Here is a 23,995-nt window from a genome sequence, read left to right as displayed (position 1 = left end):
TTGGGCACGTCGAAGTTCACCACGTGGGAGATGTTCGCCACATCGATACCGCGCGCGGCGATGTCGGTCGCAACCAGGATGTCGGAGCGTCCGCGACGGAAGCCCTCCATCGCACGGTCACGCTGGGCCTGGGACATGTTGCCCTGCAGGGCGACGGCGCGGTGGCCGGCCTTGTCGAGCTGCTCGGCCAGGCGTTTGGCGCGGTGCTTGGTGCGGGTGAACACGATCGCCGAATTGAAGTCGGCCTGATCGATGAGATACTTGAGCAGGTCGAGCTTGCGCTTTTCCGCGACGGGATAGAGCGCGTGCTCGATCGTCTCGGCCGGCATGGTGTTGGCCAGTTCGACGACCAGCGGGTCGGTAAGCAGGTTGTCGGCCAGGCCGCGAATTTCCTTGGGCATCGTGGCCGAGAAGAGCAGGTTCTGGCGCTCGGCGGGCAGCGCCTTCAGGATCCGCTTGATGTCGGGCAGAAAGCCCATGTCGAACATGTGGTCGGCCTCGTCCAGGACGAGGGTCTCGACCGCCTTGAGATGCAGCGCCCCGCGATTGAGCAGGTCGAGCAAACGGCCCGGACAGGCAATGACGATGTCGGTGCCGCGACGGAGCTGGTTGACCTGCTTCTGAATGGACATGCCGCCGTAGATGGTGACCGTCTTGACGCGCGTAAAACGCGCCAGGGTGCGGATCTCCACGTCGATCTGGTTGGCCAGCTCGCGCGTGGGCGCCAGAATCAGCGCCCGGGGGTCGCCGTTGCCGCGGCCCGAGAGCAGGCGCTCGAGAATCGGCAGCGCAAAGGCCGCCGTCTTGCCGGTGCCCGTCTGGGCAAGGCCCAGCACGTCGCGCCCTGCAAGGGCGTCGGGGATGGCTTGTGATTGAATCGGGCGCGGCGAAGTAAAGCCGGCCTCAGCGATTCCGCGCTGAAGCGCGGGGCCGAGTTCGAACTGTGCGAACTCGGTCGAGGTCTCTGTAGTAGACATAATATCCTGTATCAGCACCGGGACGTGCAAACGTGTGTACGCACACGTCGGGATGCTCCGTTCCAACCGATACAACAGTAATTGGTTAAGATGATTTTGCGGGCGCGATTCTTGGCTGAATCCTGTTGTGCGCCGCCTGCCGGAAGGACTCCGGCCGAGCTATGATGGGCGGACCTTAACCCATTTGCCCTGAAAACACCATGGGGACGCGATATTTGTGCGATTCAGCCCTGAAGAGCCCTTAAACGATGCATTCAGGGCGTTGTCCGCGGTGGGACTCGGGTCGATTCAGGCCCCCAGAACCCGCTGCAGGAACTCGCGGGTGCGTTCGTTGTCGGGCTCGGTGAAGATCTTTGCCGGCGGGGCGTCTTCGAGAATCCGACCGCCTTCCAGGAATAGCACCCGGTCGGCGAAGTCCTTTGCGAAGTCCATCTCGTGCGTGGCGGTCAGCATGGTGATGTCGGTCTTGCGCCCCAGCTCGCGCAGCACGCCGAGCACCTCACCCACCAGTTCGGGATCGAGCGCTGAGGTGATCTCGTCAAAAAGCAGGATATCGGGCCGCATGGCAAGCGCACGGGCGATGGCCACGCGCTGTTTCTGCCCACCCGAGAGCTGGGCCGGTCTGGCGTCCGCCTTTTCCCGGAGCCCCACCTGATCGAGCAGGTCCATCGCGCGATCTCGCGCTTCTTCGAGGGAGAGACCCAGCACATGCACCGGCGCCTCGGTCACGTTGCGCAGCACGCTCATGTGCGGGAAGAGATTGAAATGCTGAAAGACCATGCCCACGTGGCGGCGCGTCGCGCGCAGGGAGGCTTCGTCGTAGCGCACGCTCTGCCCGGCGACACGCAGCTCGCCGCTGCCGATCTGCTCTAACGTCATAATCACCCGCAGCAGCGTGGACTTGCCCGAACCGCTGGGGCCAATGAGGGCGACCTTCTGCCCACGCGGCACGCTCAGGCTCATCTCCCGCAGGACGGTGAGATCGCCGAAGCGCTTGGTGACGCTCTTCAGCTCGATGATCGGCTCGCTCATGAAAGCGCTCCCCTGCCGCGACGGCCTGCGTTGAGTTTGAGTTCGAAGACGCGAAGCCCGCGCGAGGCGGCGACGCTGACGATCAGAAACAGCACACCCACCAGCGTGAGCGGCTCCAGATAGCGAAAACTCTCGGAACCAATCAGCCGCGCCTGCTGGAGCACTTCGCCCACCGTAATGGCCGAGAGCAACACCGAGTCCTTGAACATGGCCACGAAGCGGTTGCCCAGTACCGGAAGCGTGGGAGCAACGATCTGTGGCAGGATGATGGCGCGCCAGGTGCGTGCTTTCGAGAAGTTCAGCGCTGCGGCCGCGTCCCACTGCCCTTGCGGAACGCCCTCGATCCCCGCACGGTAGACCTCGGCCGTATAGGCGCTGTAGTGGAGGCCAAGGCCCAGAATCCCGGTCGCAAGCGCCGAGAGGCTCACGCCCCAGTCGGGCAGCACGTAGAAGAGGAAAAAGAGCTGCACCAGGAGCGGCGTGCTTCGCAGGAATTCGACAATTGCACCGGCCGGCGCGCTCAGCCAGCGGCGCGGCGAGCGACGCAGCAGCGCCCAGATGAGCCCCACCACCAGTGCAAAGCCCATCCCCAGCACCGTTGCCAGCACCGTGATGCGCAGCGCGCCGAGCAGCGCGGGCAGAACTTCCATGGCAAAGCCGAAGTCGAACACGCCGCTACCTCGCAATCGCCACGCGGCGCTCAACGGCGCGCATCGCGCGGGTCAGTACCAGCGCGATGGCGAAATAGAGTAACAGCACCAGGGCAAAGATCTCCCCGGTGCGCAGCGTGGCCGCGCGCAACGTCTGCGCACGGAAGGTCAGGTCGGCGAGCGTCACCATGGAGACGAGCGCCGTGTTCTTGAGAAGCTCGACGAGCAGGTTGCCCGCGGGCGGCAGCATCGCGGGAAGCGCCTGGGGGAGCATGATGTTCCAGATCATCCGGCGGCGCGAGAAGCCCAATGCGTGGGCGGCCTCCCATTGTTCATGGGGAACCGCGTCCATGGCGCCGCGCACCACTTCGGCCCCATAAGCCCCGGCGTTGAGCCCGAGCACCAACATCCCGGCAGTGAGTGCCGGGAGCTCCACACCAAGCAGCGGCAGGGCGAAGTAGACCCAGAAAAGTTGAACGAGTGCCGAAGTGCCGCGAAAAAACTCCACGTAGGAAATCGCCGCCGCGCGCACCCAGCGTCGCCGCGAGATACGCAGCAGCCCCACCGAAAGAGCGGTGAGCACCGCCAGCACGGCGCCGCCAAGTGTCAGGGCCAGCGTGATGCCAAGCCCCGTGCTCAGGGCCGGCAGCAGGTCCAGCGGAGGCGGCAGATCCATGACTGATTACTTGGCGGGCGTGGGATTGCAGAGTGCTTGGGCGGTTGCATCGCCCGGCAACTCGTTGCGTGAGAAACCGAAGGGATTGACCAGCGCCTGGTGCGCCGGCGTTCCAATGAACGCGGCAAGATGTTTATTGAAGGCGTCGCGCAGGTCGGCATCTTCCATCCGGAAACCGAATGCCCCGTAACCGCGCACGGCCTTGCCGTCGATGACCGGGTCGGTGAACGGCTCGGCACGCTCGAGCTTGCCACTCTGCGATTTTGACAGGAGGTCGGTCACCGTCAGGCTGGTTCCTGCAAAAGCGTCGGCGCGCCCGGCCTCCACGCCGGCCGCGGCGCTGGGCATGTCGGGAAAGACGACCATGCGGTCCTTCGAAATGCCGAGCGACTGCGCATAGCCGATCTCCACCGTGCCGGAGACGACGCCAAGGCGTGCGTCTTCATTCTTGAGCACATCCCCATAGCTGTGGAGCCCCAGCGGATTGCCCGCCTGCACGATGAATCCCTCGCCCAGGCCGTAGGTCGGGTTGGAAAAGGCAATCTGCTCGCAGCGCTTGGGCGTGATGTACATCCCGGCGGCAATCAGATCGAAGCGCCCGGCCTTGAGCCCCGGGATCAGAGAACCGAACTCGGTGACCACGGGCTCGATTTCCTTGACCCCGATCTTCTCCAGCACCACCCGCGCCATGGCGGGGGCCTCACCGGTGAGTTCGCCGGTTTCGGAATCGAGATAGGCAAAGGGTGCCTCGTTGGCGAAGCCCACCCGCGCCTTGCCGCTCTCGCGAAGGCGCTCCAGCGTGCTGCGGGTTTCCTGTTTCTGGCATGCCGCCGTGAAGGCGAGCGCCAGCAGGCACAAACAAACTGCAAAGAAACGCGGGCCCTGCCCCGCCCGGTGCTTCACAGGCACCACACCGAGGGCAGCGGGTCGGCGCGCCTGTCGGAAATTACTTCCGGACGCGGCGTGTCCCCGCCAAATGGCGCGGCCGGCAGGTTCTCCGTGCTGTTGTAGACAAAGGCCGCGGCTACGCGATTGCTGCGCTCGTGGCTCTTGAGCCAGGTGCGCATGATGTTCGAATCGAAGAAAGTCACCGATCCGAGTTTGCCTTCCGGGGAAGCCACGCCGTGGTCACGGGCCAGGCACTGCACCAGCGCTTCGTCGGGCTGGGTGAGCGGATCGAGCAGCGGCAGCGCCACTTCGTCCTCGGGGCTGGCGCAGCCGATGAACTGCCCCTGCGAGCCGGGAATCATCAGCAGGCCGCTCTCGCGGGTCTTGTCCTCTTCCAGGGTGATGGCGCAGCTCACTGCGCGCATTCGGGCCATGCCGTCCTCGACGTGCCAGGTCTCGAAGTCCGAGCGCCAGCTCGGGCGCTCCTCGGCTACGTCGTAGCCGGGCTCGAAGTGCATGCGCGTCTGATAGATCGAGAGCGTGCTGCCCAGCAGGTGCTCGGCGATCTCCAGGAGCTTGGGATTGCTTGCCGCCTCGGCGATCACTTCGCTGCTCTGATGAGCGCCGAAGACCGAGTGCACGCCGCTCTCGGTGCCCACGATGGCCGCCTCGTCGGATGCAAAGGCGCCGGGGTCCTGTTCCACGCGGCGGGCGATCTCGCGCAGGCGTCGGATCTCTTCCTCGTCCAGCAGGCCCTCGAAATGAAGAAAACCGTTTTGATCGTAGAAACGTGCGGCCGCCTCATCGATCAGGCCCGTCATGCTGGGCCGGGGATCGTTGTAGAGAACCGGATCGCGTCGCTCGTGAATTCGCGGTTTTTCCTCTCGGGATGGGTACAGGTCGTGTCGCCTCATAGATTCCTTTCCTTGCTGGGGTTTGCAGATCAGCCGGTGCCGAAGGGACGTCCCCTTCGAACCGGCTTGAAGTTCGTATTTCGTAAAAAACGCGGGCGCGGGGGCGTGCCGCCATAGGGTTCGGTCGGCTTGTTCTCCACGCTGTTGTAGACATAGAAGATATTGGTACGTGGCCAGGGCGAGACATTGTCGGGCGAGCTGTGCATGATGTTGGCCTCGTGAAAGACCACGGTTCCCGCCTTACCGACTAGCGAGACAAGATCCTTGCCGGACTCCATCATCCGCCGGAGTACGTCGGCACTCGGCGTCCCGTATTCCTGACGCTTGAGGGAGCGCAGGTGATTTTCCTCGGGCGTCCAGCCGGGCGAGGAGTAGTACCACTTGTGCGAACCCGCGATTGCGAAGAGCGGGCCGTTAAAGCACGTGTTCTCGGTAAGAAAAATCCACGCGGTCAGCACGCGCGGCCGGGGAATTCCGTCCTCGACGTGCCAGGTCTCAAAATCCGAATGCCAGGGGAACGAACGACCATCGAGCGCCGGCTTGATGTTCGTGCGCGAGTGATGGATGTAAACATCGCTATCCAGAAGCTGTCGCACCGGATCGAGCAATCGCGGATCTCCGGCCACCCTGCCGGCCACTTCGCCGAACTCATGGGGTGAAAAGATCGTACGCGTCACCTGGCTGTCGGGCTCGGCAATCAGTTCGGGACGTCCCGCAAGCTTCTTCCCGAGCATCTCGGTCTCTTCGAGCAGGGCATCTACCACGTCCGGCATGTGAGATTCGAGCACCAGGTAGCCGTTTTCTTCATAGAAACGGACCTGCTCCCTGCTTAGGGCGAACTCGCCGGACGGATTTGCCTTGCCGTAGACCACAGGGTCCACGCGATCGACGATCCGGCCTTCTCCGCCCACGCGCGAGGCGTAGGGATCGGATGGCATTCTACGATGCAACGTCTTCGGCCTCCTCGTCATCATCGGTGATGAGCGGGTAGACGCCGTTTTCATCGTGCGTTTCCCGGCCGGTCAGCGGCGGGTTGAACACGCAGATCATCCGCAGGTCCTTGCTGGCGCGCAGCAGATGTTCATCGTGTTCGTTGAGCGCGTACATGGTGCCGTCGGAAATGGGGTAAATCTTGCCCGTTTTGAGGTCCTCGATCTCCCCCTCGCCGCCAACGCAGTACACAGCTTCGAGATGGTTCTGGTAGTGGATGTGGGTCTCAGTGCCCGCCTTGATGGTCGTGTCGTGGAAGGAGAAACCCATGCCGTCCTTGCGCAGCAGCATCCGGCGGCTGATCCAGTTGGGCGCCTCCACGACGCGGTCCGTTCCTTCAAGATCCTTCAGTGTTCTGACGATCATCGCTGTCTCTTTTACCTCTGTGTTGTCCGGAAAATGGGCTAGGCCGACTTGCTCTCTTCGTCCTCTTCGTCGCGGCGCGCACGCACGCCTGCGACAGCCTCAGCGGCGGCTTCCTCGAGAATGGCAAAGCCCTTGCTGAGTTCGTCATCGGAAACCGTGAGCGGCGGGAGCACCTTGGCCACCTCGCCCTTGGCGCCGGAGGTCTCGATGAGCAGTCCGCGCTTGAACGCGGCCATGGAGATCTCACCGGCCAGATCATCATTGTTCCAGGAAAGTCCCTGAATGAGCCCGCGACCACGCACGTCATCGGCAAGGTCGGGATACTTGCGTTTCATTTCCTGGAGGAACTTGCGAACCATACGACCCTTGCGCTCGGTCTCCTTCTGCAGCTTGTCATCGCTCCAGAAAAGACGCAGCGCCTCAGTCGCGGCGACGAAAGCCAGGTTGTGACCGCGGAAGGTTCCGTTATGCTCGCCGGGTGCCCACTGGTCGAGCTCGGGCTTGATGAGCGTGAGCGCCATGGGCAGTCCGTAGGCGCCGATGGACTTGGACAGACACACGATGTCAGGCGTGATGCCCGCCGGCTCGAAACTGAAGAACGGGCCGGTGCGCCCGCAGCCGACCTGGATGTCGTCGACGATGAGCAACATGCCGTGTTCCTGGCACAGGGCTTCGAGCTTCTGCAGCCAGCCGAAGCTGGCCATGTTCACGCCGCCTTCGGCCTGCACGGTCTCGACGATGGCGGCAGCGGGCATGTCGACGCCGCTGCTGGTATCTGCCAGGAAGCGATCCATGTAGTTGATCGTATCGGCGTCGTCGCCCAGGTAACCGCCGTAGGGCATGCACACGCCGTTGGAGAGCGCGATGCCCGCGCCCTCACGCTTGAAACCGTTGCCGGTTACCGAGAGCGCACCGAGCGTCATTCCGTGGAAGCCATTGGTGAAGAACATCACCTTGTCGCGCCCAGTCACCTTGCGCGCGAGCTTGAGCGCGGCCTCCACGGAGTTGGTCCCGGTGGGACCGGGGAACTGCACCTTGTAGTTGAGCCCGCGGGGCTCCAGGATGAGCTTCCAGAATGTTTCGAGCAGATCGTCCTTGGCAACGGTCGCCATGTCGAGCGCGTGGGTGATCCCGTCGCGCGAGATGTATTCGATCAGCTTCTCCTTGATTTGCGGATGATTGTGCCCGTAGCTCAGCGCGCCCGCACCATCGAAGAAGTCGAGATATTCCTTCCCGTCCTTGTCCCAGACCTTGCTGCCCTTTGCAGTATCGAAGACGGTGGGAAAAGACCGGCAGTAACTTCGGACTTCTGATTCGTATCGTTGAACGGCGTCAAGCATGGCTACTCTCCTGAGTATTTGCGGCCCGGGTGAAGGGGCCAATTCGGTAACGGGTTTCTTCCTCGTGCCCGATGTCGGGGAACAACTGCTCGGAGAATCCACCGATGGAATCGAAGGGCGCGCCGAGCTCGCGCGCGAGAGATCTGAACATCTCGCGCGATGCCTCGTTGGAGGGAGAAACGGTGGTTTCGATGGCGCACACGTCGGCATTTGCCGGACGCGCAAGAATGTCGCGAATCATGCGCCGGGCAAGGCCCTGGCGGCGATGGGAGGCGGCAACGACAACCTGCCAGACGAAGAGCACGGCGGGATTTTTCGGAAGTCGAAATCCCGTCACAGCGCCGACGATTGCGTCGCCATCGCGTGCAACCACGGTGGTCTGCGAAAACTCATCGCACAACAGCAGGTAACAGTAGGGGGAATTCAGGTCTAAAGGCGGACTGGACCGTATCAGACGCCACACAGCGGCGGCGTCGTCGGAATCGGGGGCGGAAAATGTAACGGCGGAAGCGATGAGGTCCTCCTCTCGCGTCTATCTCTTATCTGGTTAATTTGATTGTGTGCGCATGATGCGGCGCAACGAAGAGGCTACCAGACATGGGGCTTGAAGTCAAGTTGCACATGTGTCTACATGGTGCACACCCATGCACGATTCATTCTCCCAGTCGGTTCTTTTTCTTTTAGTACTAATCAATCCCTTCCTCGTGTCGGTCTATTTGATCGATCTGATTCGCGGTCTCGAGCTGCCTGTGTTCACGCGCATCCTCTCGCGCGCAATGATCATCAGCACGATTGCCTACATCGCATTCGCATGGGGTGGCGATCGTATCTTTCAGGATGTGTTCCAGGTTCGCTTTGCCGCATTCCAGACATTCGGCGGCGTGGTGTTCCTGCTCATCGCCGTCCGCTCGATGCTGGTCGGCGGTCAGGTGATGATCGAGCTGCGCGGCGATCCCGAGCATCTGGCCGGCGCCATCGCCATGCCCTTTATGATCGGCCCGGCAACAGTGAGCGCCTGCGTGCTGATCGGCGCGCAGAGCCCGCTGTGGAAAGCCTCACTGGGCATCGTCACGGCCGTGCTTGCAACCACTGTTGTGTTGCTTGGCCTCAAGGTCGTCTTCGACCGCGTGCGCGAGCGCAACTACCGCCTGATCGAGCGCTACATGGACATCGTCGGCCGGGTCAGCGCGATCCTGCTCGGGACGATCGCCGTCGAGATGATCTTCCGCGGGCTCGATAGCTGGCTCGGGCGCTAGCCCTGCGAATCGCCCTGCCTCCTCGGCGACCTTGACCGCCCCCCCGTGACCGGCCAATTTCCCGTGCGGGAACTCTCGCACATCGGGCACAGACAGCAGCGGCGACCTGACAAAGGCTTCCGGGTCCGCCTCCTCATCTGTGCACCCGATGGCCGGACTCCACACCTTCCCGAAGGGGACTCACATGGATTTCAATTTTGGTTCTGATTCACCCGAGCAGCTCAAGGCCATGGTGCCCGTGGTCAAGTCGGCGCTCATCGCACTCACAATCTTTGTTGTCGGCTGGATTGCCAGCAAGTGGGGCAACCGCCTGACCATCGGCCTGTTCCGCAGGCGCAACCTGGATGAAGCACTCGGTCGCTTTCTGGCGGGCATGCTTCAGTACACCATCCTCGCCGCAACGGTCATCGCCGCGCTCGGCGCGGTGGGCGTCGAGACCACCAGCCTCGTCGCGGTCTTCGCTTCCGCCGGTCTGGCCGTCGGTCTGGCACTGCAGGGAACGCTGGGCAACTTCGCCAGCGGCGTGATGATTCTTTTCTTCCGCCCCTTCCAGCTCGGCGACGTGGTCACTGCCGGCGGGCACACGGGCACCGTCAACGACATCGGCATGTTCGCCACCACCATGACCACGCCCGACAACCAGAAGATCATCATTCCCAATAGCGCGATCACCGGCGGCAGCATCGTGAACATCACCACCCTGGGCACCCGCCGCGGCGCGGTCGAGGTCGGCGTGGCCTACGGCGCCGATCTCAAACAGGTCCAGGACATCCTGCTCGAGGCGACAAAGTCGCTCGAAGTCGTGCTCAAGGATCCCGAGCCCGCCGTCGCCTTCGTCGACATGGGCGCCAGCGCGCTGGGGTTCAAGATCGTCTGCTGGTGCAACACGCCCGACTACCTGGCCATGCTGCACGAAGTGCGCAGCGCCGCCTACAACGCGCTCAACAAGGCGGGGGTCGAGATCCCCTTCAACCAGATCGTTGTGCACAAGGCCGATTAAGCCCGAAAACTTCCGCAACAAAAAACCCCGGCAAGCGCCGGGGTTTTTCTTTGGAAGAGCCTGGGAAGGCTACTTCTTGCGCACAACAACGCTGCCGATGGAATAACCCGCCCCGAAAGAGCAGATCACGCCCAGCTCGCCGCTGGCAAAGTCGTCCTGATACTTGTGAAAGGCGATGATCGATCCCGCCGAGCTGGTGTTGGCGTATTCGTCGAGGATGACCGGCGTCTTGTCCTCGGGCGCGTCCTTGCCCAGGAGCTTCTTGGCGATGAGCTGATTCATTCCCAGGTTCGCCTGGTGGAGCCAGAAGCGTTTGACAGCATCGGGGGCAAGACCCAGCTCCTCCAGATGCCCGCCAATGAGCTCGGCCACCATGGGACATACCTCGCGGAAGACCTGCCGCCCGTTCTGCACGAAGAGCTTGTCTTCCTTGCCGATCCCCGATTCGTCGCAGCGGTTGAGGAATCCGAAGTTGTTGCGAATGTTGTTGGAATACTGGGTCACGGCCTTCGTGCCGAGAATCTCAAAGGCATTGGGCGAAGTGCAGGTATCGGCCGCTTCGATCAGCACCGCCGTGCAGGCATCACCGAAAATGAAGTGCGAGTCGCGGCGCGTGAAGTTGAGATGACCCGAGCAGATCTCCGGGCTGATGACCAGCGCCGCCTTCGCAGTGCCCGTGCGCACGGCGTTGGCCGCCGTGAGGATCCCGAAAGTCGCCGACGAACACGCGACGTTGAGATCGAAAGCGTAGCCCCCGCAGCCCAGCGCATTCTGCAGCTCAATGGCCATGGCCGGGTACGGGCGCTGCATGTTCGAGCAGGCGACGAACACCGCGTCGACGTCGGCGCCCTTTTTCCCGGCACGCTCAAGCGCCTCGAGACCGGCGATTTTTCCCATTTCGCACTGCAGGGAGTCTTCGTCGTTGGGACGCTCGGGAATCCGCGGGCACATGCGATTCGGATCGAGAATCCCCTCGCGGTCGATCACGTAGCGGCTCTGAATGCCCGATGCCTTGACGATGAACTCGCTGCCCGACTCCTGCTCGGCCTCGATCTTGCCGGCGGCGATGGCATCCTTGTTCTCTTCATTGAACTTGCGAACCCAGGCGTTGAAGGACTCGACCAGGTCGTCGTTGGAGATTGACTGGTCGGGCGTGAACAGGCCGGTGCCGCTGATGACTACATCTTTCATCTTTAATTGCCTCTCGGGATGCCGCGCCTACTTGCGGTCGTCGAACTTCGCGTCGCGCTTCTGGAAGCGCGCGGCCATGGCTTCCATGTGGTTCTTGGAGCCGATGATCTTCATCTGCAACTCCGCCTCGCGGGCGAGCGCTTCCTGCGTGCTGCAATACCAATTGGCATCGAACATCACTTTGATGCCGCGCGTGGCATCGGGATTGCGCGAGGCGATTTCCTTTGCCAGCGCAGTGGCCTCGGCAAGCGGGTCATCGGCCACGCGGGTGACGAGTCCAAGCTCGGCGGCTTCGACGCCGCTGATTTTCTTGCCCGTGAGCGCGAGCTCCTTGGCCACATCCAGGGGAAGCAGTTCGCGCAGGGTGGCACTGGCCGTCATATCGGGGATGAGTCCGAGCTGCACTTCCATCACGCTGAGCTTTGTCTCCGGATGGGCAATGCGGATGTCCGCGCCGAGCGCAATCTGCAGGCCGCCGCCGAAGGTCGCGCCGTGGATGGCGGCGATCACCGGGACCTCCAGTTCCTTCCATACCCAGGCGGGCTTCTGGAAGAAGTTGGCGGGGCTTCCCGCGATGGCCTTCATCTTCTCGGCAACGCTCGCCGGGTTCATGGACGCGCCGCCCACATCGAGACCCGAACAGAAACTCGGCCCGTTGCCCGAGAGGACGACCGCGCGCACCGACTTGTCGGACTTGAGCGCCTCGCCGGCGGCGGTGATCTCTTCAAACATCGCCGTCGAGAGGCCGTTGTGCTTTTCGGGGCGGTTGAGTCGCACGTCGGCGACTCCGTTTTCGATGGTGGTGATGACGAGCTCGGACATGAACGGCTCCCGTGGGGGCCGCAAGTTTCCCCGCTGCGCAGGGGCGGCCCGCTCCGGTTGCTTACGTAGCCGATTCCCCCGGGCCGGGCCAATGAACTGCGGCGCCGCCGCATTGGCCTTCTAGAAGGGTTTGACGATGGCCAGGAAGATGATCGTGGGAATGAAGATCGCCACCAGCGGCGTGGTGACGATGAAGAACTTCCAATGAACCCGAATCATTTTCTCATAGCGTTCCATGTCGCCGGTCTTCTTGATCTTTTCCTTGTTCCCGCCGAAGTGGGAGAGGTAGTAATCAACCGCTTCCATCGGCACGAAGATTCCGAAGACCAGTGCCAGCTTGAAGGTCAGCCAGTTCATTCCCAGGTGCCAGTCCCCCACCATGAACATGAGGAGACCGGTGACGATCACGATGGGGAAGGCGACATGTTCTGGAACGACGCCGCGGTCGAAGTGTTCCATCGCCCAGTTGCGGCGCTCACGCGCGACCTCGTCACCCGGATTGCGGAGCCACTTGATGTACATGGGCCGCAGGTACCAGCCGAAGCCCACCATCGTGCTCCAGCCCCAGATCATCACGGCCAGCACGTGGACGAACTTGATGTAGACATACCAGGGCCCCAGGGTTTCGCGAATTGCCTCGATCATTGTTTCTTTCGCTCCTCAATCAACTTGACCAGCCAGGACGCCACGCGGCGGCGCTCCTTTTCATCGACCACGCCGGCGGCGCTGTAGAGTCCGATCGTCGAGAACATGAGCACCCGCGCCAGCGCGAAGGCGTCGGCCTTTGGCACACCCATCTCCAGCAGAACTTCGTCGAGAAACTTCAGGATGGCGCCGTCGGCCGACTCGACCGCCGCGGCGATCGTCGGGTCCGAGGTCGCCCATGCGCGCATCGCATGATCGCGCGCGCCGATATCGAGATCAGCGTAAACGCGCGTGAGCGCCACGAGCCGTTCGAAGGGGCCGGCCTTGCTCGCGCGCAGGTCGGCAATCACCGCCAGCGGCTGCTCGCGCGACCAGTAGTCGGCCACCGCGTCGATGAGATCCTGGCGCGAGCCGAAGTGGTGGTAGAAGCTGCCCTTGGTCACGCCCAGATCCCGGCAGAGCCGGTCGATGCGCACACCACTCTCGCCCTCGGCGGCAACCAGCTCAATGGCTGCCAGAACCCAGTCGGCACGCCCGCGCGAGGTGGCGGATTTCAGTGTGGATGCTTCTGCCTGCATGGCTCCCCCGAAGTGACAGAAAGATACCATACGGTATGGTATGGAACAAGGCATTTTTGCTGGCCCCCCCTTCTGGAGCCGCTCAATCCCTCAGGCGGGGAGTTCGAACCAGAAGCGGGTGCCGCCGCCGGCGCGGTTTTCCACGCCGACCTTGCCGCCGTGTCGCTCGACGATGTGTTTGACGATTGCCAGTCCCAGGCCCGTGCCGCCCAGCTCGCGCGAGCGGGCCTTGTCCACGCGGTAGAAACGCTCGAAGAGCCGGGGGATGTCTTTCTCGGGAATGCCCGGGCCGGTGTCCTCGACGCAGACACGGATGGCACCCTCGCGCGGCTCGGTGCTCACGCAGATCTCTCCGCCGTCGGGAGTGTATTTGAAGGCGTTGTCGAGCAGGTTGGTCAGCACCTGATCGATCAGCCGCACGTCGAAGCTGCAGGTATGGTCGAATTCCTCGGGCTCGAAGACCAGTTCGATCTTGCGCCCCGCCGCACGGTCCTGAAACTGCCCGATTCCGTTCCTGAGTTCCTCGCCCAGGTCGCGGTTTTCCTTGCGCGGGGTGAATTCCGGCCGTTCGAGCCGTGAGAGTTCCAGCAGGTCGTTGACGAGCGCCGAGAGGCGCTCGGCACTGCGAACGATGGAGTCAGCAAAGCGCGCCAGCGTCTCGTCGCCCTGGAGCTTGCCCGAGAGGGTCTCGGCATAACCGCGAATCGAAGTGAGCGGCGTGCGCAATTCGTGGCTGACGTTGGCGACGAACTCCTTGCGCACTTCTTCGAGCCGCCGCGTGCGGGTGACGTCGCGGAAGACCAGCACCGCGCCCGTGCGCACGCCCGATTCAAGAACCGGCGCTGCAACCAGTTCGAAGCGGCGCTCGCCCAGCGGGGCTTCGAGCACGAACTCCTGCTCGTAGCGCTCTTCACCCTCGCGCAGCGCGGTCAGGCCGCGCTGGATCGCGTCGGAACGCACCAGTTCGAGCGCCGAGCGCCCCTTGAGCTGCTCGGGCGCCTTGAACAGATCGACGAAAACCCGGTTACCCGCCACCACGAAGTCGCGTTCATCGAGCAAAATGATGCCTTCGTCCACGGTGGCGAGAATGCGCTGAGCCTGCTCGCGCTCGTTGCGAATGACGCCGATGAGCGATTCGAGCCGCGCGACCATCTCGTTGAAGCTGCGGGCGAGCTCGCCGACTTCATCCCCGGAATCCGTCTCGGCGCGCACGGAGAGATCGCCGTCGGCAATCTCCTGCGCGGCGCTTGCCAGGCGGCGCAGCGGCTGGGCCACCCAACGGGAGACGAACACGCTCAGGATGCTCGCCAGAATGAACGCGAAGACCACCGCGCCCCAAAGGACCTGGGTCACACGGGTGACAGCCTCGTTCACGGCCGAGAGCGGGTAAGCCACACGCACCACGCCGAAACCCTTGCCCATGCGCACACGGCGCGCGACATAGAGCAGCTTCACATCCACCGTGCCGCTGCGGCGCTGGGCAACCCCCTCGCCTTCTTCATGAGCGGCGAGCACTTCGGGGCGGTCGCCGTGGTTTTCCACACTCGGGAGTTCCTCAACGCTCACATCCGAGTCGGCCAGCACGCGGCCGTCGGGCGCGACAATCGTGATGCGCGAGATTCCCCCGCGGCCCAGGGCGCGGGCCCAGGGCTGGAGCGATTTTGTAGTCAGTTCTTCGGCGGATCGCTTTTCGAGGACCGATTGGAGGACCGCCGTCTCTTCACGCAGGACGTCGGCGATATTCGAGGTCACATCCTTGCGCAGCGCGGGGGCAATGTAGATCGCTCCCGCAACGATGGCTGCCACCGAAACAAAGAGCGCCCCGAGCGCGATCTTCCAGTGGAGTCTCACGGTTTGCCGTACTTGGTCAGGTTGTAGCGGTAGCCCGCGCCGTGGACCGTCTCGATGACGTCGCCCATTTCACCGAGCTTCTTGCGAAGGCGGCGCACGTGGGTATCGACGGTCCGCGACTCGGTATCCTCGGAGTAGTCCCACACCCGCTCGAGCAGGTGGTCGCGACTGAGCAGCCGGGCGGGGTTTTCAAGGAAGTACTGCAGCAGCTTGAACTCGGTCGTCGTGAGCTTGAGCTCCTCGCCGCTCACGCGGGCACGCTGGCCCACGGTGTCGAGTTCGAGATCGCCGGCCTTGAGCTGCTGCTTGGTCGGCGGCAACGGGTCGGAGCGGCGCAGCAGCGCGCGCACGCGGAGCAACAGCTCGCGCACGCTGAAGGGCTTGGTGACATAATCGTCGGCGCCCACTTCGAAACCAACGACGCGGTCGATTTCCTCGCCCTTGGCGGTGAGCATGAGCACCGGCGTCTGGCTGTGTTCCTTCGACGAGCGGATTTCCTTGCAAATGTCCAGGCCCGAGAGATCGGGGAGCATCAGGTCGAGGATCACCAGGTCCGGCGTGCGCGAGCGCAGGTGATCGAGGGCTTCCTTGCCCCGGCCGACCATGTCGATCTTGTAGCCCTCTTCGTCGAGATTGAAACGAAGCAGCTCGGCGATATCGGGATCGTCTTCTACTACCAGGATGGAGGGATTACTCATTCGCGGTTTGCACCCGCACCGTGGCGGATGTCCTGTCCTTCGGCCCAGAAAATTACCATTTCTGCGATGTTGGTGGCGTGGTCGCCGATCCGCTCGAGGTATTTCGAGACGAACAGCAGGCTGATTGCACGCCGCGCGGCATTGGAATCTTCGATGATGTAGGTGATCAGCTCGCGGAAGATCTGTTCGTTGAGCTTGTCGACCTTGTCGTCGGACTCCAGGATCTCCTCCGCCTTTTTTACATCTTTTGCGACAAGGGCGTCCAGCGCGCCGTGGACCATGGCCTGGGCCAGCTCGGCCATGCGAGGCAGGTCGATGAGCGGCTTGAGCAACGGTTCGCGCATCAGCTCATGGGTACGCTCGGCAATGTTGACCGAGAGATCGCCCATGCGCTCGAGGTCGGTGACAATCTTCATGCACAGGGTGATGAAGCGCAGGTCGCTGGCCACCGGCTGGCGCTTGGCCAGCAGGTTCAGACACAGCTCGTCGATTTCGCTCTCGTCGCGGTCGACTTCGCTGTCGAGTTCCATCATTTCGTTGGCCAGGTCTTCGTCGCGCTGAACGAGGGCGCGCATGGTGCCGCCGATCATACGCTCGACGCGCGCGCCCATGGCCAGGACACGTTCGCGAAGGTGGATGAGGTCGGCCTCGTAGTGCCGATCGGTATGCTCTTTTTTCTGCAATGTTTCCATCAACCGAATCGCCCCGTAATGTAGTCTTCCGTCTGCGCCTTTGACGGAGTGGTGAACAGCGTCTTTGTCTCGTTGAACTCGATCAGCTCACCGATGTAGAAGAACGCCGTATAGTCGGAGACGCGCGCGGCCTGCTGCATGTTGTGAGTCACGATCACGATAGTATAGTCGTTTTTCAGGTCTTCGATCAGGTCTTCAACCTTGGTCGTCGCAAGGGGGTCGAGGGCCGAGCAGGGCTCGTCCATGAGCAGGACCTCGGGCTCGACAGCGATGGCCCGGGCGATGCACAGGCGCTGGTGCTGGCCGCCGGAGAGGCCCAGCGCGCTGTCGTTGAGGCGGTCCTTCACTTCCTTCCACAGCCCGGCGGCCATCAGGCTTTTCTCGACCAGCTCGTCGATTTTCGCCTTGTTCGTCTCCCCCAGGATGCGCGGCCCGTAGGCAATGTTCTCATAGACCGATTTGGGAAAGGGATTGGGCTTCTGGAACACCATGCCCACCCGGCGGCGCAGCTCGGTCACGTCCGTGTCGGGGTGGTAGATGTCGTTGCCGTGGATGTTGATCTTGCCGACCACGCGGGCGCCCTCGACCAGGTCGTTCATCCGGTTGAAGCAGCGAAGCAGGGTGGACTTGCCACAGCCCGACGGGCCGATGAAGGCCGTCACCTGACGATCGGGAATGTCGAAGGTGATCCCATGAAGCGCGCGCTTTTCGCCATAGTACATCTCGACGTTGCCCACTTCGATGGCAGTCTTGTGCTCGGCGGCATTCTTGCCCCCGGAGCGGTTTCCTTTGAGTGCGGCTTCGACTGAAGACATGATATCCCTCGATTACTTCGTTACACCGCCGAGAGCGCATAGCGCTTGCGCAGGTAGTTGCGCATCTGAATGGCGGCGAGGTTGAGCACAACAACAATGATGAGCAGCAGGAACGAGGCCGCGTAGACCATCGGGCGCGCGGCATCGACATTGGGCGACTGGAATCCCACGTCATAGATGTGGAACCCCAGGTGCATGAATTTCTGGTCGAGATGGACGTAGGGGAAGATCCCGTTGATCGGCAGCGAGGGCGCGAGCTTCACAACGCCCGTGAGCATGAGCGGCGCCACCTCTCCCGCGGCGCGGGCAATGGCCAGAATCAGGCCCGTGAGCATCGAAGGCGCCACCGCGGGGAGCACCACGCGCCAGGTGGTCTCGAATTTCGTTGCGCCAAGGGCCAGCGAGCCCTCGCGAATGCCGGTGGGAATTCCCGCCAGGCCCTCCTCGGTCGCGACGATGACGACCGGCACGGTGAGCAGGGCCAGGGTGAGTGAGGCCCAGAGCACGCCGCCGGTGCCGAAGGTCGGTGTGGGCAGCCGGTCGGCAAAGAAGGTGTGGTCGATGCCCGAGCCCACCGCGTAGATAAAGAAGCCCAGACCGAACACGCCGAAGACGATGGAGGGCACGCCCGCCAGGTTGTTCACCGCAATGCGCACGATGCTCACCATTACGCCCTGTCTGGCATACTCGCGCAGGTAAAACGCTGCGAGGATTCCGAACGGCGTCACGATGAGCGTCATGATGAACACCATCACGACGGTACCGAAAATCGCCGGGAAAACGCCGCCCTCGGTGTTGGACTCACGCGGTTCGTGGAAGATGAACTCCCAGAACTTCATCACGTAGAAACCGGCCTTGCCGACAAAGCCCATGGCGTTGGGGCGGTAGGCGTGCACGACGCCCATCATGGGCAGCTCGCGATCGCGCCCGTCGACAGTGACCATGGCCATCGCACTTGTGATGGATGTCCGCATTTTCGCCAGCTCGCCCTGAACCGCCTGGCTCTCGTGTTCGAGTTCACGCTTCTTGTTCTCGAGCGCCTCGACTTTTGCGCCGGTGGTCACACCGCTGTCTTCAAGAACGCGCAGCTCGATGGCGACGTCCTCGATCTTCTTGTTGAGCTTGCCGATATCGATACGGGCAATCTCCTGCACGCGCTCGTGCAGGGCGAAGGCGGCGTCGATGTCTTTCTGGAGGTCATTCCAGCCGGCCTCGTGAATCTCGCCGCCCTCGGCAATCCCCTTCCACTCACCGTAGAAGTTGCCCCACTCGCGGCGCTCGACGGTGACGATGTCTTCGGGGTAGCTGACATCCTTGATCTCTTCTTCGTCCAGCCAGATGAAGTCCTGACCGTAGACGTCGCGGTTGCCGCGCTTGACCTTGATGCGGTGGACGATCTTCTTGCCGTCGGTGTCGGCCACCGGGATCTGTTCGCGCTCGACGATCTCACCCAGGGTAACATTGCCATCTCTCATCTCGATGCGCGCGACATCCGAGGGCCAGAAATACACCAGCGCCTTGCTCGCGATCAGATACATCAGGAAACCCACGATCAGCAGGCAGAAGGCCAGCGACCCGCCGGTCAGCCAGACAAAGGGCTCGCCGCTTTGAAAGAACTTACGCATAAGCCTGATACTTCTTTCGCAGCCGCAGACGAATTGCTTCGGCGGCGGTGTTGACGAAGAACGTCATGATGAAGAGGATCAGCGCCATCAGGAACAGCACGCGGTAGTGCGTGCCGCCGTGGGGCGCCTCGGGAAGTTCCACTGCGATCGTCGCCGAGAGGGCGCGAAAGCCGTTGAAGATCGAGAGGTCCATGATCGGCGTGTTGCCGGTGGCCATGAGCACGATCATCGTCTCGCCCACCGCGCGTCCCAGGCCGATCATGATCGCCGAGAACACGCCGGGGCTCGCCGTGGGCATCACAATGCGAATCGCCGTCTGCCAGGGCGTTGCCCCCAGCGCCAGAGAGCCGGCTCCAAGATGCGGGGGCACGTTGGTGATGGCATCCTCGGCAATGGTGAAGATGATGGGGATGACGGCAAAGCCCATGGCGATACCAATCACCAGCGAGTTGCGCTGGTCGTAGTTCACGCCCATGGCACTCAGCAGCCATTCGCGGAAATCGCCGCCCATCAGGCTGCTCTCGATCAGCGCGCCAAAGCCGATGGCAATCAGCGTCCCCACGAACACCAGCGGCAACACCAGATACATCTCGCGGCCCGCAGGCACCAGACGCTTCCAGGCAACCGGCGCCTTCTGCCAGGCGAAGAAGCCCGAGAGAATCACCACCGGGAAGACAACGAACGCGCCGAGCACCGCGGGCACCACGCCCTCGAGCACGGGCGCGAGCCACAGGCCTGCCAGGAAGCCGATTACCACGCTGGGCACGGCTGCCATGATCTCGATGGTCGGCTTGAGATAGCTCTTGAGTCCGGGGTTCATGAACTGCGAGGCATAGAGCGCCGCCATGAGCGCAATCGGCACGGCAAAGAGCAGCGCGTAGAACGTGCCCTTGAGCGTGCCGAAGATCAGCGGCGTCAGGGAGAACTTGGGTTCGAAGTCCTGGGAGGCGGAACTCGACTGCCAGGAATAGGCCGCCTCGGTGTAGCCCTCGTACTGGACCTTGCCGAAAAGCGTGCTCCAGGAGACCTCGGGGTGCGGGTCATCGAGCGCCCAGTTCTGGATGGCGCCGCTGCTGCCTGCGACAAGGAAGCCGTCGTACTTCGGCGCAAAGGCGAGCGCGCTCACTTCACTGATGACGTTTTCGCCCTCCCACTGGGTCTTGCCCGTGGTGCCGTGGTTGAGGTGCACGCTGCCCTGCGCATCGGCGGTCAGGAAGCTCTTGTTGCGCAGCGAGGGCGCAAAGGCGATGACCGGCGCGTCGTGCGGCTCGTAGTCATACATGTGCACGAATCCAAAGCCGCCGGATTCGCGCCGAAGGATCTGCCAGGTGCTCACGCGGCCCGACTCGGCACCGGCCACCAGGGTCAGACCGCCGAAAACGTAGCCCAGCGCGGTGACCGGGTCGCTCAGCCGGCTACCCGCAATGGCGACGCCGGAGAACGCCATGTCCTCGGGGTCGCGCAGGTCGACGCGGTACATCTTGCCCGAACTGGTGCCGACGATCAGATCATCGCCGCGATCGTCGGCAGCCAGGGAGGTGATCTGTCCTTCCCAGCCTTCCTCGAATTCCTGTTCGTATTCTTCGACGTCGCCGCCGCCGAAGTCGCTCTCTTCAATGATGAGCTTTTCGATCTTGAGCTTTCCGTCAGCAGCCGCAACAGCCGCGACGCGAACGCCCTCTGAAAAAACCCAGGCCAGCTTGTTGATGCCCTCGCCGGGCTCGGCCATGGGGATGAAGTCTTCGTATTCAATGCTCGGAACGACGATGCGATTCGTGTTCTCGTCGAAGGAGATCTTGAAATCCACGCTCACGGGCAGAACGCGACCGTCGCTCAGCCCCAGTGCGAAGTGGCCGTGCCGGGGCTCGGAGGCGGCGATGATCTGCGCGCCCTCGAGATCGGGGAGCAGGTTATCCATTGCGACGGGCTCTCCGTCGATGGTCTCGACACGAATGCCGTCTTTGGTAACGGAGTAGATGTGGCTGCGGTGCTCGTCGGCGCCCAGGGCCAGCACCGCGCCGCCCGGGTCGCTCAAACCGCCGCCAAGGATCGCTGCCTTGGCCGCGAAGAACAGCGGCATGGTCTCGATGGCGATCACCAGCATGATCGCCATGATCGCCGCGATGACCGTGATACCGCCGCCGGTGACGACGTAGCGCGCGGCGCTGTCGGCTGCCAGACGGGATGCGGCGGTGCGCCAGGGTTTGGGTGAAGGGTCCATGTTCCCACCGGGACTTTCGCTGTCGGCAATAGTAACGGGGGCCCCGGGTTCTGGCGAATCCGGGGCCCCCGCGTTGTTCTGTTCAGGCTTGTCAGCCAGTGGTGCCGTGCTCATGTTGCTCGCTTGCTTCACTTTCGCACCGGGCATCAAGCCGGCTGAACCTGATGCTGAAGATTCTGCCCGTTTACTTGAGCAGTTCCAGCTCTTCGGCGGCGATCTTGGCGTTGAGCGGGTAGTAACCGTCCTTGACCACGATTTCCTGACCTTCCTTCGAAAGAACCAGGCGAAGCAGCTCGGCGGTGAGCTTGTCGACCGGCTTGCCCGGGGCCTTGTTCACGTAGACGTACAGGTAGCGCGCCAGCGGGTAGTGACCCGAGAAGGCGTTCTCGGCGTTGGCCGCGTAGCAGGTCTCTCCGGCCTTCTTCGCCAGGGGAACGGCCTTCACGTCGGGCGTGGCATAGCCGATGCCGCTGTAGCCAATGGCGTAGCGTTCGACGGCGACCGACTGCACAACGGCAGCGCTGCCGGGCTGTTCCTTGACGGTGTCGCGGTAGTCACCCTTGCCCAGGGCTTTCTTCTTGAAGAAGCCGTAGGTGCCCGAGGCGCTGTTGCGGCCGTAGAGGCTGATGGGGCGCTTGGCCCAGTCACCCTTGAGACCGGCCTCGCCCCAGGTGTTGATCGGCGAGTGACCCATCTTCTGGGTCTTCGAGAAGATGGCGTCCACCTGCTCGAGCGAGAGGCACTCGATCGGGTTGTCCTTGTTGGCGAAGACGGCCAGGGCGTCAACGGCCACACGCAGATGCGTCGGCTTGTAGCCGAACTTCTTCTCGAAGGCGTCTTCTTCCTTGTCCTTCATCTTGCGGGACATGGGACCAAGCTGCGAGGTGCCCTCGATGAGCGCCGGGGGAGCGGTGCTCGAGCCCTTGCCCTCGATGCCGATGTTGACGTTCGGATAGGACTCGCGGAACTTCTCCGCCCAGAACGTCATCAGGTTGAGCAGGGTGTCGGAACCAATCGAATTGAGGTTGCCGCTCACGCCGCTGACCTTCTTGTAGGAAGGCAGATTCTTATCGACCTCGACTGCATGAGCAGCCGTGGCCACGGTGAGACCCAGAACGGCCGCTACGACAAGCAGGCGACCGATCAGTCCCGATTTCTGATTACCCTTTTTCACGCTGTTTCCTCCGTTGTTCGCCTGAGCGAATCGTGGCCGAAAACTAAAGGCGCAGTGTGACGATATTGTGACGCGCGAGTAAAGACGCTGAGAAAGGTGAAAATCGCGCTTTTGGGCCATCTGAGGCCCCTCTAAAAGCGGTTTTTTCTGCTGTCACAATTGCCGCATCTTGCCCAAAGCACCAAAACCCCTTGCGCTCTCAGTTCAATCACGCGCCCGCCCCTGTCGCGGCGCGTCGCGGGCCTCCGGGGTGCCGCGGCGCGCCTTGCCGCCCGGCGGGCGGCGGGCTCTACTTGGATGACTGCACCGCTCCGGGGAGGGAAGCGCCCATGCCTCATGCACACAACGGCAAGGTTGAACTCAGCTACGAAGTCCACGGATCGGGCGATCCGATCCTCTTCATCATGGGCCTTGGCGGTACCAAGGAGCAGTGGTTCCCCCAGCTCGCACACTTCCCCGGGTCGCACACGGCCATTGTCTACGACAACCGCGGCGTCGGCGATTCCGACGTGCCGGGTGAGGCCTGGACCATGGCCGACATGGCTGCCGATGCCGCCGCCATTCTCGACGCCGAGGGGATCGAGTCCGCCCACGTCGTGGGCGTCTCCATGGGCGGGATGATCGCCCAGCACGTGGCGCTCAATCATCCCGAACGAGTCCGCAAGCTCGTGCTGTGCGCAACGACGCCGGGCACCCATCACGCGCCGCCCTCGGCCGAGGTGCTCACCCTGATGACACAGGTCAAGGGAAAGAGCCGCGAACAGATCGCCCGCGACAACCTGCGGCTGCTCTTTACCGACGAGACCATCGCCGCCGAGACCTCCCTCATGGAGAAGATGGTGGACCTGGGCATTCGCTTTGCGCCCTCGGCGCGCGGCTTCAGGAACCAGATGGGCGCCATCATGGGCCACGATACGAAACCGCGCCTTGGCGAGTTCACCCACGAGACCCTGGTCATCACCGGCGACAGGGACGTGCTCGTTCCGCCACGCAATTCCGACATCCTGGCCGGCGGCATTCCCGGCGCGCGGCTCGAAGTGCTCGGCGATACCGCCCACGGCTTCCTGCTCGACCGCGCCGAGGAGGCCAACGCGCTGATCGCGGAGTTCCTGGGATGAGCCTCAAGTCCCGCCTGGCCCGCGCGGCGCTTGCGCGCCACCGCCGTTACTGCGCGCGGCTGGCGGACATGCTCGCGCCAAAACCCGGCGACGAGGCCCTTCCCTATAAGGACGCCTCGCTCCCTGTCGAGGAGCGCGTGGCCGATCTGCTCTCCAGGCTCACGCTCGAAGAAAAGATCGACCAGATGAGCATGCCCGAGGCCCGCAGCGCAGTCGCCGTGGGAGCAGCGCTCATCGTGATGCCCGTGCCCTCGCGGGTGAACAAGCGGCTGGGCATTCCGCCCTTCCTGCCCACGGGTGCCTCGCGCGGGGCCAATCTCTTCACCACCGCCTTCCCGGTTTCCATGGCCCGCGGGGCGAGCTGGGACGTGGAGCTTGAGCGCCGCGTCCACGCCGCCATCGGCGCCGAGGCCAAAGCCATCGGGGCGAACATCCTCTACTCGCCGACCATCAACCTGGTGCGCCACCCCGGCGGC

Annotated in this window: 25 protein-coding genes; 4 read left to right on the top strand and 21 right to left on the bottom strand. The window is 63.1% G+C overall.

Annotated features, from left to right (window positions below; all coding sequences use genetic code 11):
• From KDH09_05150 to ectA, 10 genes are all read right to left on the bottom strand, one after another.
• The coding region (locus KDH09_05150) for a DEAD/DEAH box helicase (GenBank protein MCB0219062.1) at window positions 1-977 on the bottom strand (977 nt) is incomplete at its 3' end.
• A 288-nt stretch (window positions 978-1,265) separates the two neighbouring features.
• Window positions 1,266-1,997 carry an ectoine/hydroxyectoine ABC transporter ATP-binding protein EhuA gene (gene ehuA / locus KDH09_05145; GenBank protein ID MCB0219061.1) on the bottom strand — a complete coding sequence of 244 codons (732 nt, stop codon included), beginning with the start codon at window positions 1,995-1,997 and terminating at the stop codon, window positions 1,266-1,268.
• A gap of 8 nt (window positions 1,998-2,005) precedes the next feature.
• Window positions 2,006-2,659: an ectoine/hydroxyectoine ABC transporter permease subunit EhuD gene (ehuD, locus tag KDH09_05140; GenBank protein ID MCB0219060.1), complete on the bottom strand. Its 654-nt coding sequence runs from the start codon at window positions 2,657-2,659 to the stop codon at window positions 2,006-2,008.
• 25 nt (window positions 2,660-2,684) lie between these two features.
• Window positions 2,685-3,335 (bottom strand): ectoine/hydroxyectoine ABC transporter permease subunit EhuC, encoded by a 651-nt coding sequence (ehuC, locus tag KDH09_05135; GenBank protein MCB0219059.1) that lies wholly within the window; start codon window positions 3,333-3,335, stop codon window positions 2,685-2,687.
• Between the two features lie 6 nt (window positions 3,336-3,341).
• Complete coding sequence (ehuB, locus tag KDH09_05130) at window positions 3,342-4,244, bottom strand: ectoine/hydroxyectoine ABC transporter substrate-binding protein EhuB (GenBank protein ID MCB0219058.1); 903 nt, start codon at window positions 4,242-4,244, stop codon at window positions 3,342-3,344.
• Window positions 4,235-5,137, bottom strand: a complete 903-nt coding sequence (locus KDH09_05125) for a phytanoyl-CoA dioxygenase family protein (protein MCB0219057.1) — start codon at window positions 5,135-5,137, stop codon at window positions 4,235-4,237. The genes ehuB and KDH09_05125 overlap by 10 nt, the downstream gene beginning before the upstream one ends.
• Before the next feature lie 29 nt (window positions 5,138-5,166).
• Window positions 5,167-6,075, bottom strand: a complete 909-nt coding sequence (locus KDH09_05120) for a phytanoyl-CoA dioxygenase family protein (GenBank protein MCB0219056.1) — start codon at window positions 6,073-6,075, stop codon at window positions 5,167-5,169.
• A gap of 1 nt (window position 6,076) precedes the next feature.
• A complete protein-coding gene (locus tag KDH09_05115) occupies window positions 6,077-6,493 on the bottom strand; it encodes an ectoine synthase (GenBank protein ID MCB0219055.1) in 417 nt (138 codons plus the stop codon).
• A 38-nt stretch (window positions 6,494-6,531) separates the two neighbouring features.
• The gene (gene ectB / locus KDH09_05110) at window positions 6,532-7,833 is read right to left on the bottom strand and encodes a diaminobutyrate--2-oxoglutarate transaminase (protein ID MCB0219054.1); all 1,302 of its coding nucleotides are present in this window, start codon (window positions 7,831-7,833) and stop codon (window positions 6,532-6,534) included.
• The gene (gene ectA, locus KDH09_05105) at window positions 7,826-8,296 is read right to left on the bottom strand and encodes a diaminobutyrate acetyltransferase (GenBank protein ID MCB0219053.1); all 471 of its coding nucleotides are present in this window, start codon (window positions 8,294-8,296) and stop codon (window positions 7,826-7,828) included. The genes ectB and ectA overlap by 8 nt, the downstream gene beginning before the upstream one ends.
• Before the next feature lie 181 nt (window positions 8,297-8,477).
• Here ectA and KDH09_05100 point away from each other — a divergent pair, with 181 nt between their 5' ends.
• Complete coding sequence (locus KDH09_05100; GenBank protein ID MCB0219052.1) at window positions 8,478-9,089, top strand: MarC family protein; 612 nt, start codon at window positions 8,478-8,480, stop codon at window positions 9,087-9,089.
• A gap of 184 nt (window positions 9,090-9,273) precedes the next feature.
• The gene (locus KDH09_05095; GenBank protein ID MCB0219051.1) at window positions 9,274-10,089 is read left to right on the top strand and encodes a mechanosensitive ion channel; all 816 of its coding nucleotides are present in this window, start codon (window positions 9,274-9,276) and stop codon (window positions 10,087-10,089) included.
• 69 nt (window positions 10,090-10,158) lie between these two features.
• Here the strand turns inward: KDH09_05095 and KDH09_05090 are convergent, their stop codons facing one another.
• The 11 genes from KDH09_05090 to KDH09_05040 form a co-directional block, all read right to left on the bottom strand.
• A complete protein-coding gene (locus KDH09_05090; GenBank protein MCB0219050.1) occupies window positions 10,159-11,280 on the bottom strand; it encodes a beta-ketoacyl-ACP synthase III in 1,122 nt (373 codons plus the stop codon).
• Between the two features lie 27 nt (window positions 11,281-11,307).
• The gene (locus KDH09_05085; GenBank protein MCB0219049.1) at window positions 11,308-12,102 is read right to left on the bottom strand and encodes a crotonase/enoyl-CoA hydratase family protein; all 795 of its coding nucleotides are present in this window, start codon (window positions 12,100-12,102) and stop codon (window positions 11,308-11,310) included.
• A gap of 120 nt (window positions 12,103-12,222) precedes the next feature.
• A complete protein-coding gene (locus KDH09_05080; GenBank protein MCB0219048.1) occupies window positions 12,223-12,747 on the bottom strand; it encodes a hypothetical protein in 525 nt (174 codons plus the stop codon).
• The gene (locus KDH09_05075) at window positions 12,744-13,325 is read right to left on the bottom strand and encodes a TetR/AcrR family transcriptional regulator (protein MCB0219047.1); all 582 of its coding nucleotides are present in this window, start codon (window positions 13,323-13,325) and stop codon (window positions 12,744-12,746) included. The genes KDH09_05080 and KDH09_05075 overlap by 4 nt, the downstream gene beginning before the upstream one ends.
• A gap of 90 nt (window positions 13,326-13,415) precedes the next feature.
• Window positions 13,416-15,176 (bottom strand): HAMP domain-containing protein, encoded by a 1,761-nt coding sequence (locus KDH09_05070; protein ID MCB0219046.1) that lies wholly within the window; start codon window positions 15,174-15,176, stop codon window positions 13,416-13,418.
• Window positions 15,173-15,874 (bottom strand): response regulator transcription factor, encoded by a 702-nt coding sequence (locus KDH09_05065; GenBank protein ID MCB0219045.1) that lies wholly within the window; start codon window positions 15,872-15,874, stop codon window positions 15,173-15,175. The genes KDH09_05070 and KDH09_05065 overlap by 4 nt, the downstream gene beginning before the upstream one ends.
• Window positions 15,871-16,566 (bottom strand): phosphate signaling complex protein PhoU, encoded by a 696-nt coding sequence (gene phoU, locus KDH09_05060; GenBank protein ID MCB0219044.1) that lies wholly within the window; start codon window positions 16,564-16,566, stop codon window positions 15,871-15,873. The genes KDH09_05065 and phoU overlap by 4 nt, the downstream gene beginning before the upstream one ends.
• A complete protein-coding gene (locus KDH09_05055; protein ID MCB0219043.1) occupies window positions 16,566-17,381 on the bottom strand; it encodes a phosphate ABC transporter ATP-binding protein in 816 nt (271 codons plus the stop codon). Before KDH09_05055 ends, phoU begins: the two co-directional genes overlap by 1 nt.
• Before the next feature lie 20 nt (window positions 17,382-17,401).
• Window positions 17,402-19,006 carry a phosphate ABC transporter permease PstA gene (gene pstA, locus KDH09_05050; protein MCB0219042.1) on the bottom strand — a complete coding sequence of 535 codons (1,605 nt, stop codon included), beginning with the start codon at window positions 19,004-19,006 and terminating at the stop codon, window positions 17,402-17,404.
• Window positions 18,999-21,227: an ABC transporter permease subunit gene (locus KDH09_05045; protein ID MCB0219041.1), complete on the bottom strand. Its 2,229-nt coding sequence runs from the start codon at window positions 21,225-21,227 to the stop codon at window positions 18,999-19,001. The genes pstA and KDH09_05045 overlap by 8 nt, the downstream gene beginning before the upstream one ends.
• A gap of 184 nt (window positions 21,228-21,411) precedes the next feature.
• Window positions 21,412-22,521: a phosphate ABC transporter substrate-binding protein gene (locus KDH09_05040; GenBank protein MCB0219040.1), complete on the bottom strand. Its 1,110-nt coding sequence runs from the start codon at window positions 22,519-22,521 to the stop codon at window positions 21,412-21,414.
• A 209-nt stretch (window positions 22,522-22,730) separates the two neighbouring features.
• On the opposite strand from KDH09_05040, the gene KDH09_05035 reads away from it, so the two are divergent.
• Window positions 22,731-23,519 (top strand): alpha/beta fold hydrolase, encoded by a 789-nt coding sequence (locus KDH09_05035; GenBank protein MCB0219039.1) that lies wholly within the window; start codon window positions 22,731-22,733, stop codon window positions 23,517-23,519.
• A gap of 185 nt (window positions 23,520-23,704) precedes the next feature.
• On the top strand, window positions 23,705-23,995 hold a 291-nt coding region (locus tag KDH09_05030), incomplete at its 3' end, for a glycoside hydrolase family 3 protein (protein ID MCB0219038.1).

Source organism: Chrysiogenia bacterium, assembly GCA_020434085.1.
GTDB lineage: Bacteria > JAGRBM01 > JAGRBM01 > JAGRBM01 > JAGRBM01 > JAGRBM01.
The sequence above is the reverse complement of the archived record's forward strand: the minus strand, read 5'-3'. Positions and strand labels throughout refer to the sequence as shown.

Coding starts and splice junctions, on each gene's coding strand:
- KDH09_05095 (MCB0219051.1), top strand. CDS start 9,274: ATGGATTTCAATTTTGGTTCTGATTCACCCGAGCAGCTCAAGGCCATG.
- KDH09_05085 (MCB0219049.1), bottom strand. CDS start 12,102: ATGTCCGAGCTCGTCATCACCACCATCGAAAACGGAGTCGCCGACGTG.
- KDH09_05115 (MCB0219055.1), bottom strand. CDS start 6,493: ATGATCGTCAGAACACTGAAGGATCTTGAAGGAACGGACCGCGTCGTG.
- KDH09_05055 (MCB0219043.1), bottom strand. CDS start 17,381: ATGTCTTCAGTCGAAGCCGCACTCAAAGGAAACCGCTCCGGGGGCAAG.
- KDH09_05075 (MCB0219047.1), bottom strand. CDS start 13,325: ATGCAGGCAGAAGCATCCACACTGAAATCCGCCACCTCGCGCGGGCGT.
- phoU (MCB0219044.1), bottom strand. CDS start 16,566: ATGGAAACATTGCAGAAAAAAGAGCATACCGATCGGCACTACGAGGCC.
- KDH09_05035 (MCB0219039.1), top strand. CDS start 22,731: ATGCCTCATGCACACAACGGCAAGGTTGAACTCAGCTACGAAGTCCAC.
- ehuD (MCB0219060.1), bottom strand. CDS start 2,659: ATGGAAGTTCTGCCCGCGCTGCTCGGCGCGCTGCGCATCACGGTGCTG.
- KDH09_05125 (MCB0219057.1), bottom strand. CDS start 5,137: ATGAGGCGACACGACCTGTACCCATCCCGAGAGGAAAAACCGCGAATT.
- KDH09_05040 (MCB0219040.1), bottom strand. CDS start 22,521: ATGGCCCAAAAGCGCGATTTTCACCTTTCTCAGCGTCTTTACTCGCGC.
- KDH09_05100 (MCB0219052.1), top strand. CDS start 8,478: ATGCACGATTCATTCTCCCAGTCGGTTCTTTTTCTTTTAGTACTAATC.
- KDH09_05080 (MCB0219048.1), bottom strand. CDS start 12,747: ATGATCGAGGCAATTCGCGAAACCCTGGGGCCCTGGTATGTCTACATC.
- KDH09_05090 (MCB0219050.1), bottom strand. CDS start 11,280: ATGAAAGATGTAGTCATCAGCGGCACCGGCCTGTTCACGCCCGACCAG.
- pstA (MCB0219042.1), bottom strand. CDS start 19,006: ATGCGTAAGTTCTTTCAAAGCGGCGAGCCCTTTGTCTGGCTGACCGGC.
- KDH09_05065 (MCB0219045.1), bottom strand. CDS start 15,874: ATGAGTAATCCCTCCATCCTGGTAGTAGAAGACGATCCCGATATCGCC.
- KDH09_05120 (MCB0219056.1), bottom strand. CDS start 6,075: ATGCCATCCGATCCCTACGCCTCGCGCGTGGGCGGAGAAGGCCGGATC.
- ectB (MCB0219054.1), bottom strand. CDS start 7,833: ATGCTTGACGCCGTTCAACGATACGAATCAGAAGTCCGAAGTTACTGC.
- KDH09_05045 (MCB0219041.1), bottom strand. CDS start 21,227: ATGGACCCTTCACCCAAACCCTGGCGCACCGCCGCATCCCGTCTGGCA.
- ehuC (MCB0219059.1), bottom strand. CDS start 3,335: ATGGATCTGCCGCCTCCGCTGGACCTGCTGCCGGCCCTGAGCACGGGG.